11 protein-coding genes are annotated in these 12,114 nt (G+C 65.6%); 9 read left to right on the forward strand and 2 right to left on the reverse strand.

The genetic code is table 11. The annotated features are described in order from the left end of the window. Window positions 1-102 precede the first annotated feature (102 nt). From L8F96_RS09810 to L8F96_RS09820, 3 genes are read left to right on the forward strand one after another with little or no spacing between them, the layout of a single operon-like run. A complete protein-coding gene (locus L8F96_RS09810) occupies window positions 103-1,017 on the forward strand; it encodes an SDR family NAD(P)-dependent oxidoreductase (protein WP_046411334.1) in 915 nt (304 codons plus the stop codon). An 11-nt stretch (window positions 1,018-1,028) separates the two neighbouring features. Continuing rightward, window positions 1,029-2,231: an acyl-CoA dehydrogenase family protein gene (locus L8F96_RS09815; protein WP_231622014.1), complete on the forward strand. Its 1,203-nt coding sequence runs from the start codon at window positions 1,029-1,031 to the stop codon at window positions 2,229-2,231. A gap of 1 nt (window position 2,232) precedes the next feature. Beyond that, window positions 2,233-3,432 carry a CoA transferase gene (locus L8F96_RS09820; protein ID WP_145119619.1) on the forward strand — a complete coding sequence of 400 codons (1,200 nt, stop codon included), beginning with the start codon at window positions 2,233-2,235 and terminating at the stop codon, window positions 3,430-3,432. Between the two features lie 157 nt (window positions 3,433-3,589). Here L8F96_RS09820 and L8F96_RS09825 read toward each other — a convergent pair whose 3' ends face one another. After that, on the reverse strand, window positions 3,590-4,540 hold the full coding sequence (locus L8F96_RS09825; protein ID WP_245995358.1) for a manganese catalase family protein: 951 nt from the start codon (window positions 4,538-4,540) through the stop codon (window positions 3,590-3,592). A 201-nt stretch (window positions 4,541-4,741) separates the two neighbouring features. Here L8F96_RS09825 and L8F96_RS09830 point away from each other — a divergent pair, with 201 nt between their 5' ends. Beyond that, window positions 4,742-6,391 carry a S10 family peptidase gene (locus L8F96_RS09830; RefSeq protein ID WP_334655889.1) on the forward strand — a complete coding sequence of 550 codons (1,650 nt, stop codon included), beginning with the start codon at window positions 4,742-4,744 and terminating at the stop codon, window positions 6,389-6,391. Window positions 6,392-6,440: 49 nt separating this feature from the next. Here L8F96_RS09830 and L8F96_RS09835 read toward each other — a convergent pair whose 3' ends face one another. Further along, window positions 6,441-7,958 (reverse strand): class I adenylate-forming enzyme family protein, encoded by a 1,518-nt coding sequence (locus L8F96_RS09835; protein ID WP_334655890.1) that lies wholly within the window; start codon window positions 7,956-7,958, stop codon window positions 6,441-6,443. Between the two features lie 152 nt (window positions 7,959-8,110). Here L8F96_RS09835 and L8F96_RS09840 point away from each other — a divergent pair, with 152 nt between their 5' ends. From L8F96_RS09840 to L8F96_RS09860, 5 genes are all read left to right on the forward strand, one after another. Then, the gene (locus tag L8F96_RS09840) at window positions 8,111-9,010 is read left to right on the forward strand and encodes an SDR family oxidoreductase (RefSeq protein ID WP_125944724.1); all 900 of its coding nucleotides are present in this window, start codon (window positions 8,111-8,113) and stop codon (window positions 9,008-9,010) included. A gap of 160 nt (window positions 9,011-9,170) precedes the next feature. Next, window positions 9,171-10,334: a CaiB/BaiF CoA transferase family protein gene (locus L8F96_RS09845; RefSeq protein ID WP_301089624.1), complete on the forward strand. Its 1,164-nt coding sequence runs from the start codon at window positions 9,171-9,173 to the stop codon at window positions 10,332-10,334. A gap of 29 nt (window positions 10,335-10,363) precedes the next feature. Next, the gene (locus L8F96_RS09850) at window positions 10,364-11,011 is read left to right on the forward strand and encodes a TetR family transcriptional regulator (protein ID WP_136451394.1); all 648 of its coding nucleotides are present in this window, start codon (window positions 10,364-10,366) and stop codon (window positions 11,009-11,011) included. Between the two features lie 158 nt (window positions 11,012-11,169). Then, window positions 11,170-11,490, forward strand: coding sequence for a DMT family transporter (locus tag L8F96_RS09855; RefSeq protein ID WP_046411939.1), 321 nt, complete (start codon window positions 11,170-11,172; stop codon window positions 11,488-11,490). An 81-nt stretch (window positions 11,491-11,571) separates the two neighbouring features. Further along, window positions 11,572-12,048 (forward strand): OsmC family protein, encoded by a 477-nt coding sequence (locus tag L8F96_RS09860; protein WP_334655891.1) that lies wholly within the window; start codon window positions 11,572-11,574, stop codon window positions 12,046-12,048. Window positions 12,049-12,114 lie beyond the last annotated feature (66 nt).

A 12,114-nucleotide genomic window follows, 5' to 3' on the forward strand; every position in this document is an offset into this window, starting at 1 on the left:
ACCTGATGCATAAACTTCATTGGAGTGAAACTGCAATGCGCCATCTTGAAATGACGTCCCCCGCGCCGTAACCCGTTGGCGATCAGTTTCAGGAGGTGGAGCATGGGCATTCTCGACGGAAAGGTCGTGGCCGTCACCGGCGCAGGCCGCGGCATCGGGCGTGAGATCGCCCTGTTGTGCGCGCGTGAGGGCGCCGCGGTGGTGATCAACGATCCGGGCGTCGGCGGTAGCGGCGAAGGCGGCGAGGCTGGTCCGGCGGAGCAGACCGCGTCGGACATCGTCGCCGCTGGTGGCAAGGCGATTGCGAACCTCGCCAGCGTCGCCGATCCCGCCGCCGCCGCGACGATCGTCGAGGATGCGGTGAAGCAGTTCGGCCGCATCGATGCGGTGGTGAACAACGCCGGCATCCTGCGCGATTCGATCTGGCACAAGATGAGCCACGAGGATTGGCGCGCAGTGATCGACGTTCACCTGAACGGCGCGTTCAACGTGTCCAAGGCCGCCACGCCCTATTTCCGTGAGCAGCAATCAGGCAGCTTCGTCCACTTCACCTCAACCAGCGGCCTGATCGGCAACATCGGCCAGGCGAATTATTCCGCAGCAAAGCTGGGCATCGTCGGCCTGTCGCAGTCGATCGCCCTCGACATGGCACGCGCCGGCGTCCGGTCGAACTGCATCGCGCCGTTCGCGTGGAGCCGCATGACTGCCTCCATCCCGGCCGAAACGCCCGAGGCCAAGGAGCGCGTCGCCCGCCTCCAGACGATGAGCGCGGACAAGATCGCGCCGCTCGTCGCCTTCCTCGCATCCGACCTGTCGAAGGACGTCAGCAACCAGATCTTCGCGGTGCGCAAGAACGAGATCGTGCTCTTCTCCAAGCCGCGCCCGATCCGCTCGATGACCAAGCTTGAGGGCTGGTCGGCGCAGGCGATCGCGGATGAGCTGATCCCCTCCTTCCGCCCCAGCTTCGCGCGGGCCGACGAAGTGTCGGCCAACGTCTTCCCCTACGATCCGATCTGAGGACCATCATCATGTCCACCCTCAACCCCGCGCCGAACAGCGGCCCGAATCCCGGCATGGACGCCGAGACGTTCGACCAGTTCATCGACCAGCTGCGCCGCTATGTGCGCGACCGGCTGATCCCGGCCGAGAAGGAAATCCTCGAGACCGACCGCATCCCGGACGAGATCCTGAACGAGATGCGCGAGATGGGCCTGTTCGGCCTCACCATCCCCGAGGAATATGGCGGCGCGGGGATGAACACCTATCAATATACCCAGACAATCCGCGAGCTGGCCTATGCCATGCCGTGCTTCCGCTCGATCATCTCGATCACCATCGGCATGGTCAATTCGGCGCTGCGCAACGGCGGCACCGAGGAGCAGAAGGCCGAGTGGCTGCCCAAGATGGCGGCGGGCATGATCGTCTCCTTCGGCCTGACCGAGCCCGGTTCGGGCAGCGACAGCGCCGGCATGCAGACGATGGCGGTGCGTACCGGCAACGGCTGGGTGCTGAACGGTACGAAGCGCTACATCACCAATGCGCCCGACGCCGAGATGGCGGTCATCATGGCGCGCACGTCGAAAGAGGCGCTGCCCAAGAACGCGCACGTCTCCGCCTTCATCGTGCCGATGAACACGCCGGGCGTGACGGTCGGCAAGCCCGACAAGAAGATGGGCCAGGCCGGCACGCATATCGCCGATATCATCCTGGAGGACGTTCACCTTCCCGCCGACGCGCTGCTCGGGCTTGAGGAAGGCAAGGGCTTCGTCACCGCGATGAAGAGCCTCGACAACGGCCGTTTGTCGGTCGCTGCGGCCTCGATGGGCTATGCCCGCCGCGCGGTGGATTCGGCGCTTCGCTACGCCACCGAGCGCAAGGCGTTCGGCGAACCGATCGCCAATTTCCAGCTGATCCAGCAGATGCTCGCCGACAGCGATATCGAGATCTACGCGTCCGAGACGATGCTGGCCGATTGCGCCCGCCGCGTCGACGCTGGCGAGCCGGTGCTGCGCAAGGCAGCGGCGACCAAGGTCTTCGCCTCCGAAGCATGCGGCCGGATAGTCGATCGCGTGGTGCAGATCTATGGCGGCGCGGGCTATCTCGCCGAATATGACGCCGAGCGTTTCTTCCGCGATGCGCGCATCTACCGCATCTACGAGGGCACGACCCAGATCCTGCAGCTGCAGATCGCCAAGCACATGCTGCGCGAGTTCAACGCCGGAGTGAATTGAGATGTACAACCTCCTCCCCGGCCTGACCGTGATCGAGGCGTCGTCCTTCGTCGCCTCGCCCACCGCCGGGCTTTATCTGGCGCAGATGGGGGCGGAGGTTATCCGCGTGGACCAGATCGGCGGCGGGCCCGATTTCCGCCGCTGGCCGGTCACGGAAGGCGGCGATTCCCTCTATTGGGAAAATCTCAACCGCGCGAAGAAGAGCCTGGCGCTCGATCTCGGCCGGCCGGAGGGGCGCGAATTGCTCCAGGCGCTGGTCCGCGCGACCGGGCAGTTCGTCACCAACTTCCCGGTGAAGGGCTTCCTCGCGCATGACACGCTGGCGCAGGGGCGTCCCGATCTCATCACCGTACGCGTGATGGGCTGGCCGGACGGCAGCCCGGCGCTCGACTATACCGTCAACAATGCGGTCGGCTATCCAATGCTGACCGGGGCGGGACCGGACCCGGTCAACCACGTCCTCCCCGCCTGGGATCTGCTCACCGGCGCCTATGCCGCCTTCGCGATGATGGCTGCGCTACGCCGGCGCGATACGACCGGCGAAGGTGGCGAGATTCGCATTCCGCTGTCCGACGTCGCGATCGGCACCGTCGCCAATCTCGGCGGCATCGCCGAGGTGATGCACACCGGCACCGACCGCCCACGCCTCGGCAACACGGTCTTCGGCCTGTTCGGGCGCGATTTCACGACGCGCGACGGCAAGCGGACGATGATTGTCGTCGTCACGCATCGCCAATGGGCCAACCTCATCGCCGCGCTGAACCTCGGCGATGCAATCGCGCGTGTGGAGGCGGACCGCGGGGTCAGCTTTGCGCACGACGATGGCCTCCGCTTCACGCATCGCGACGCGCTGTTCCCGCTGTTCGAGGCCGCCATCGCCGCGCGCGACCATGATGATCTCGCCGCCGCTTTCGATGCGGGCGGCATCGTCCACTCTGCTTACGGCACCATGGCGGATGCGGTGCGTGATCCCCGGTTGGTCACCAACAACCCGATCTTCGGCACTACCGATGACCCCAGCGGCACGCGCTACCCCGCGGTCGGCGCCTTCGCGACGCTCCCCGCCGAGGATCGCCGCCCGCCCGCGCCCGCCCCGCGTAACGGCCAGCACAGCGAACAGATACTTGCCGAAACGCTCGGCCTCTCGTCCGGCGAAATCGCGCGCCTGTTCGACACGGGCATCGCCGCCACGACCAAGTAGAGGCCGCGACGGGGGCCGCCGTATCTCTGCGGTCGACCGGTCTTACCGTGTCGTAGCGCGAAAGACCGAAGCAACGCTGCGGTCCATTACGGATCTCGCGTTGACGGGATCTGGCGCAGAAACCAGCGCCCGCGATCGGCGGGCGCTGGTTCCTCCTTCACTTGCCGACGGTCGCCTCGGCCATCGCCGGCGCCGAATGAATGTCCGGCGCGCCGCCCATGTCGCCGCCCTTGGTGCGGCCAGCGCCCGGTCCGGCGCCAAGGTCCGCGCCCGTCGTCGGATCGGCCGTCGGATCGGACATGGTGCGCTCCGCCATCTTGGTGGCGACCTTCTTGTCCTTGGCGGGCAGCGTCACGCTGGCCGTGCCGTCGCCGCCATCGGCCGGCATCACCTGCTGCAGGTCGTCCACCCGCTCCCATTGATCACCGCTGTTCCACGGCCCGGTGGTGTCGCCTTCCCCCTGCGAGGTGTTGACGTACATGTTGGCATATTTCTCCACGCCCGGCAGCTTGCCCGACGGGAAGTTGTTCTCGATCGCGTAGAGCGCCTTCTCGAACGATTTCTGGTGCGCCACTTCGCGCGTCATCAGGAAGCCTAGCGCATCCTTGATTCCGGGATCGTCGGTGATGTTGATCAGCCGCTCATAGACGATCTTCGCGCGCGCCTCGGCGGCAATGTTCGATCGCAGGTCGACGGTCGGCTCGCCGCGCGAATCCACATAGGCCGCGGTCCAAGGCACGCCGGCGGAATCGCACAGGGCGGGGCCGCCGCCGAACAGGATCGATTCCTTCGCGCTAGTCCCGGTCGAGCCGACCAACTGGTACAGCTCGGCCTCCTTCATCTGCCCTTCGGCCAGTTGCGCCTTCACGCCCTTGGTCAGCATGGCGATGATCGAGCCGATGATCTCGAGGTGGCTGAGCTCCTCGGTCGCGATGTCGAGCAGCATGTCCTTGCGGCCGGGATCATCCTCCGCCAGCCCCTGCGTGAAATAGCGCATCGCCGCGGCCAGCTCGCCATCGGCGCCGCCGAACTGCTCCATCATTAATGTTGCAAGTCGCGGGTTCGGCTCGGCGACGCGCACGGTGTATTGCAGGCGCTTGTTATGCATAAACATAGGTTAAACTCCGGCAAAGTAACGACTTTTCGCCCTGCCAGAGCGAACCAGCGACATAAGCGTTCCGCCGCGCTCAAAACATTCCGCAGCATCTATTCCGATCCTTTGCCATCCCTTTCTCCAGGGCATGGCGGCCTTGCGTGCACCAGCGGATGGGTCAATGGAGGTGGCCTATCTCCACAAGAAGAGTTGTTCGTGACCAAGCACTTCCTTCTCGCGCTCATCGCCACGTCCGCCCTCTCTGCCGCCCCGCTCGCGGCTCAGGAAAAATCCGACGCCAAGCAGCCCCCCGCCCGCTCTTATGCCGAGACGGTGAAGGCGGAGGCGGAGGCCGGCTGGGCCAAGGCGCCAGTGGAGGAAACCGAGACCCGCACGCGCGACAGCGTCACGATCAACGGCAAGCGGTACAATTACATCGCCTCCGCCGGCACGCTGACCACCCGCGACAATGAGGGGAAGCCGACCGCCTCGATGTTCTACACCGCCTATACGCTGGACGGGACGAAGCCGGGCACGAAGCGGCCGATCACCTTCCTGTTCAACGGCGGCCCCGGCTCGCCCTCCTTCTGGCTGCGCATGGGATCGTTCGCCCCGATCCGCATCCGCACCACCAATCCCGAATTCGTCCGCCCGGCGCCCTATGACGTCGGCCCCAACCCGGATTCGCTGCTCGACAAGACCGACCTCGTCTTCCTCGACGCGATCGGCTCGGGTTATTCGCGGCCGCTGGGGGATGCGAAGCCCGGCGATTTCTATGGCGTCGATGAGGATGTCGACGTCTTCGCGCGCGCGATCATGCGCTACGTGACCAAATACGGCCGCTGGATGAGCCCCAAGTTCATCCTGGGCGAAAGCTACGGGACGCTGCGCGCCGGCGCGCTGGCGTATCAGTTGCAGGACCGCGGCATGGCGCTGAACGGCGTGATGCTGCTCAGCTCGATCATGAACTACGGCTATCGCCAGCCGGGGCTGGATCAGGTCTATATCAATTACCTGCCCAGCTACGCCGCCACCGCCTGGTATCACAATCGCGTGCAGAACCGCCCCGCCGATGTCGCCACGATCGTCGCCCAGGCGCGCGCCTTTGCCACCGGGCCGTACATGGCCGCGCTCGCCAAGGGGCAGTTGATCTCCCCGCAGGAGCGCGATCAGGTGGCCGAGCAGATGAGCCAGCTGACCGGCCTCAGCGCCGATTTCATCAAGCGGGCGAACCTGCGCGTCGACCTGCCGCGCTTCCAGAAGGAGCTGCTGCGTGGCTCCAACCGCACCGTCGGCCGCTTCGATTCGCGCTACATGGGGATCGATACCGATGCCGTGGGCGAACGTCCGGAAACCGATGCCTCGTCAGACGCGGTGTCGGGGGCATATATCGCCTCGTTCCATGACTATGTGCACTCGACGCTCGGCTACAAGACCGACCTGCCGTATCGCCTGTCGGCGCGCGACGGCGCCGGGTTCAAGTGGAACTGGGCGCACCGGGCACCGGGCGGCGGCTATGGCAGCCAGAACAATCCCAACACCGCGATCGATCTCGCCGCCGCGATGCGCACCAATCCCTATCTCAAGGTGCTGTCGCTGAACGGCTATTACGACATGGCGACGCCGTTCTTCGGCACCGAGAACGATCTCGGCCGGATGATGCTGGAACCCGCGCTTCAGGCCAACCTGAAGTACACTTATTATCCCGCGGGCCACATGACCTATCTGAACCCGGACGCGCTACGCGACATGAAGCGCGATCTGGCGAGCTGGTATGACGAGGCGGTGAGCGACGCGCGCTCCTCCACCCCGCCGGTCCCAGTGTCGGGTCAGGCCGGCACGATGACCGGCAACGCGCCGAACTGAACCTGCCGGATACCCGCTCGCCTCATGGTGAGCGGGCATCCTTGCGGCGTCAGGCGGCCAGTTTCAGCGCACCGACATAGCGGTCGCGCAACTCACGCTTCAGCACCTTGCCGATCGGGCCGCGCGGCAATTCCTCGACGATGCTCACGTCGGCCACGCGCTGCATCTTGCCGACGCGCGCGTTGATCCACTCCTTGATCGCACCCGCGTCAGCACCCGGCGCCACCACGAAGGCGACCGGCGTCTCGCCCCAGGTCTCGCTCGGAACGCCGACCACGCTCGCCTCCTGCACCGCCGGATGGACCACGGCCACGGCCTCGATATCCGAGGGGTAGATGTTGAACCCGCCGGAAATGATCATGTCCTTCTTGCGGTCGACGATCGTCAGGAACCCGTCCTCGTCGATCCGCCCGATGTCGCCGGTGCGCTGCCATACGCTGCCGTCTGGCGCGATCCAGCGGCTGGCGGCGGTTTCCCCGGGCCGATTGTGATAGCCGATCATCATGCCGCCGGACCGGGTGACGATCTCCCCCTGCTCGCCCGGCGCAACGTCGCGATCATCATCATCCAGCAGCCGCACCTCGCCGCCGCCCGGCGCGATCCGGCCGACGGTGTGCAGCTTGTCGGGATGCTCATGCGCGAACAGCACGAAGCTCGCGCCCCCTTCGGTCATGCCATAATATTCGACCAGCCCGCCGGGCCAGCGATCCAGCATCTCGCGCTTCATCGCCGGCGCGAAAGGCGCCGAGGTACAATATTTGACGCGGAACGTGCTGAGGTCGGTACGGTCGAAATCGGGATGCGCCAGCAGCCGGGCGCACATCACGGGCACCAGCATGGCATGGGTCACGCGATGCCGTTCGGCCAGCGCCAGCCATTGGCCGGCGTCGAACTTCGTCATCAGCACGATCGTCCCGCCCGCGCCGATCGTCTGCACCAGCGCCGACAACGTGGTGTTGGAATAAAGCGGCGTCGCCAGCAGCGTCACGGCATCGGGGCCGTACCCGCGGGCGCCGCCACTCTCCAGCATCCGCGCGCGATAGCGGAACGGCTGGACGATTCCCTTGGGTGTGCCGGTGGTGCCGGAGGAATAGATGATCGTCATCGGCGCATCGCTATCCACCGCGACCGGCGCCTCATCGTCCGCATCGGCCGCGCCGTCCTGCGCCAGCCACCGGTCGAACGGCTCGCCCAGCATCACGACCTCAGCCGAAACCTTGAACGGCAGCGCCTCGTCGGTGAACAGCAGCGTCGCGCCGGAATCGCGGATCATCGCCTGCTTGGCACCATCCTCCGCCGACACGGGAATGGCCGCCAATACCATGCCGGCCCGCGCCGCCCCAACCATCAGCGCCAGATAGGCCGGCCCGTTCGCCGCCAGCACCGCAATCGTGTCGCCGGTGCTGGCGCCTGATCGACGAAGCGCGGCCGCAACGCGGGCGCCCAGCCGGTTCATCTCGCCATAGGTCACCCGTGCGTCGTCGCTGATCAGCAGCACGTGATCGCGCGCCTCCTCCGCCCGCCGCGCAATCACGTTCGATAGGGTGGACAGATGTTCGTCGCTCACCGCAGCTTCCTCTCGCCTTTTTCCATCCGGTAAAACCACAGGCGCATTTCGGCTTGCGGCTCCCCTTCGCCTGTTTTAACGACCATAAAGACAAATTGGCAAGGGAGCGGATGCGCATGGCACGCTGCCCGCCCGATGTTGGGAGAGAGACGATGAACCGCGACGATCTGATGTTCCGCGACAATCTGCTTGAGGGTCATCGTATCCTGGTCACCGGCGGCGGCACGGGCCTTGGCAAGGTAATGGCGGAGGCGTTCCTGATCCTCGGCGCCGACGTATTCATCTGCGGGCGTCGTGGCAGCGTGCTCGATCAGACGGCCGATGAATTGATGACCGCGCATGGTGGCAAGATGGTCGGCCTCGCCTGCGACATCCGCGATGAAGCCGCGATCGAGGATATGCTCGATCGTATCTGGAACAATGGCGGCGCGCTCACCGGCCTCGTCAACAATGCCGCGGGCAATTTCGTCAGCCGCACCGAAGATCTCTCGATGCGCGGCTTCGACGCCATTTCCTCCATCGTGTTCCGCGGATCGTTCGCGATGACGCTGGCCTGCGGCAAGCGCTGGATCGACCAGGGCGTCTCCGCCTCCGTGCTGTCGATCCTCGCCACCTGGGTGTGGAACGGCTCTGCCTTCACCGTGCCCAGCGCCATGTCAAAGGCGGGCGTCAATGTAATGTCGCAGAGCCTGGCGGTCGAATGGGCCGATCGCGGCATCCGTCTCAACTGCATCGCACCGGGCACCTTCCCGACCGAGGGCATGTCCGCCCGGCTGCGCCCGACCGATGGTGAACAGGCGTTCCGCGACACGACTGATTACCCGATGGGTCGCGTCGGGCGGATGCCGGAACTGGCCAATCTCGCCGCCTTCCTCATGTCGCCGCAGGCGGAATATGTCAGTGGTCAGACGATCGCGATCGACGGCGCGCGCTATCTCGCGACGGGCGGCAACTTTTCCTCGATGCGGTCGTGGAGCGACGAACAATGGGCCGCGGCGCGCGATTCGATCCGCGCCACCACCGCGAAGGACAAGGCCGCACGAACCGCCTGACCATCGCGGCCGCGCGCAATATTGCCGCGCCGCTGATTACTTTACGGCACGCGAAACTTTTACGCCAACGTTCAGGCTTTGCTTGAACAATCAGAAACCAGCACGTTAAATGGTGCACAAGCGATCGGCGACAGCCGGACGCAGGACGGGAGTGGAAATCATGTTGCAGGGCATTCGGGTGGTCGAACTGGCCAGCTACGTTGCAGCGCCAGGCGCATGCGGGATCCTGGCCGACTGGGGTGCAGAGGTCATCAAGGTGGAGCCGCCCGCCGGCGACCCCTTCCGTCAGTTCTTCGGCTCGATTGGCCTTGAAAACACCGAAAATCGCGTGTTCGACAATGACAATCGCGGCAAGCGCTCGATCGCGCTCGACCTGACGAATGCGGAGGATGCCGAGGTGCTGCGCCGCCTCGTCGCGACCGCCGATGTCTTCGTCACCAACACCCGCCCCGCCAGCCTGGAACGGCTCGGCATCGGCTGGGACCAACTGAAGGCGATCAAGCCCGACCTGATCTTCGCCAATTTCACCGGCTATGGCAGCGAGGGCGCTGAGGCGGACAAACCCGGCTTCGACATCACCGCTTTCTGGGCCCGCTCCGGCCTCTGCTCGCTCACCACGGTGAAGAACGGCGATCCGGCGCAACTACGCACCGGCATCGGCGATCACATGGCCGCGATGGGCCTCGTGGCGGGGATCATGGGGGCGCTGTTCCACCGCGCGCGCACGGGCGAGGGACAGAAACTCGAAACCTCGCTGCTGCGGATGGGCATCTACGCCGCCTCCTGCGAACATGCCATCCAGCTTCAGATGAACAAGCTCGCCTCGACGAAGTCGCGGCCGGAGGCGGTCAATCCGCTCAACAATTTCTTCAAGACCGCGGACGGCCAGTGGTTCGTCATGGTGCCACGCCAGGGCTCGGGCGACTGGCCGCGCATCGCCCGCGCGATCGGCCGCCCGGAATTGCTGGAGGACACGCGCTTCACCGGCGTGCGCGATCGCCGCAGCAATGGGCCCGCGCTGGTCGGCATTCTTGATGAGGCATTCGGCGCGATGACCTGGCCCGAGGTTCAGGTCGCGCTGGAAGCGGAGAAGGTGATCTTCGGGCCGGTGCAGAGCGTGGCGCAGGCCACCCGTGATCCGCAGGCACTCGCCGCCGGCTGTTATGTCGACGTCGCCGGGCCGCAGGGCGAGATCCGCCTCCCCGCCACGCCGATCGATTTCGAATCCCACCGCCCGTCCGCGCGGCTCGCGCCTGCACTGGATGCCGATGGCAATGCAATCCGGGAAGAACTCGGTATCGAGACCGCCAAGACGGCGGCATAACGGTCGTAAAGGCCGATCAAGGGGACAGAATGGCGAAAGCGGTCGAAAGTAGTAGCCCGGGGGCACATAATGGGCGGAGCGAAGGACCGGCGCGGGAGGTGTTGCTACAGGCCGCCAGCGACCTGATGATCGAACTGGGCACGCCGGAAGTATCGCTCCACGCCATTGCACGGCGCGCCGGCGTCACCGCCCCGCTCGTCAAATATTATTTCGGCAGCAAGGAGGGGCTGCTGGTGGCGCTGGTCGAACGCGACACGTCGCGCTCGCTGGCGCAGCTCGACGGGCTGAACGCGATGGCGATCGATCCGCTGGCGAAGCTGAAGATCCATATCGCCGGCATCGTGCGCACCTACAGCCGCTATCCCTATCTCGTCGGGCTCCTGAACCACCTGCTGCGCGAATCCCGGACGGAGGGGTCGGACCAGATCAAGGCCAATTTCGTGATCCCGCTGATCGACGCGCAGCGGCGCATCATCGAGGAAGGCGTCGCCGCCGGCCAGTTCCGCCCGATCGACCCGGACAAGCTCTACTTCATCATCGTCGGCGCCTGCCAATATCTGTTCTCCTCGCGCGTCGCCTTTGCCGAGATCATGGACGGCAAGCTCAGCGACGAGGCGTTCGCGCATGATTTCCCGTCCGCGGTGCTCGACGTGATCCTGAACGGGCTTCGCGCCTGATCCCTGGGGGGTTGATCGCGGGGCGCAGGTCACGGCCAGCGCTCCGCGATTGACCCGTCGGCGCCACGCCGCTAGACGCCGCCCCGCGGCGACCACGTTCCCGCCCCGCCAAGGGTGTCAAGTCCGGGACGGCCCGGCAGTCCTGAATGGAGGCTGCTGTGGCGTGGATCTATCTTGTTGTTGCCGGTATTCTCGAAGTGGTCTGGAGCTTCTTCATGAAGCAGTCCGACGGCTTCACCAAATGGCAGCCGACGCTGATCACCTTCGCGACCATGTTCGTCAGCTTCGGCCTGTTGTCGCTGTCGATGCGCACCCTGCCGCTTGGCACCGCCTATTCGATCTGGACCGGGATCGGCGCGGTTGGCGCCTTTGTCGCGGGCGTGCTGCTGCTCGGCGAACAGGCCAGCCCGATGCGAATCCTGGCCGCCGCGATGATCGTCGGCGGCCTTGTCCTGATGAAATTGTCCTCCCCCGCCTGACACCTGCCTGGCTGCCGCTTGATCGCGGCGGCGCGGGACTTCATCCTCTCACCCGTCGATCGCGAACGGTTGGAGGCCCCGATGAAGGTTCATCGCTACGCGCTGGATGTCGAATGGACCGGCAATCGCGGGGAAGGCACCCGGACGATCGCTGGCTACAGCCGCGATCATCGCATCACTGCGCCCGGCAAGCCGCCGATCCATGGCTCCTCCGACCCCGCCTTTCGCGGCGATCCGACACGCTGGAACCCGGAGGAGCTGCTGCTCGCCTCGATCTGCGCCTGTCACAAGCTCTGGTACCTTGGCCTGTGCGCGCAGGCGGGGGTCACCGTGCTCGCCTATCGCGATGGCGCGGAAGGGATGATGGAAGAGGAGCCGAACGGCGCCGGGCAGTTCACCGCGGTAACGCTCTCCCCGACCGTGACGATCACCGCGAGTTCGGACCCGGCGCTGGCCGCCGCGCTGCACGAACGCGCCCATGCCATGTGCTTCATAGCCCGGTCTGTCGCTTTCCCGATCCACTACACGCCCGTCATCGAAGTGGCGCCCGCGACCTAGCCGCTGCCTGCGGGGCACCCCGATTGCTTTTTGCGGAACAAACCATGTATCTCTGCCGGTTCATCG

The organism is Sphingomonas panaciterrae (assembly GCF_036890205.1).
Classification (GTDB): domain Bacteria; phylum Pseudomonadota; class Alphaproteobacteria; order Sphingomonadales; family Sphingomonadaceae; genus Sphingomonas; species Sphingomonas panaciterrae.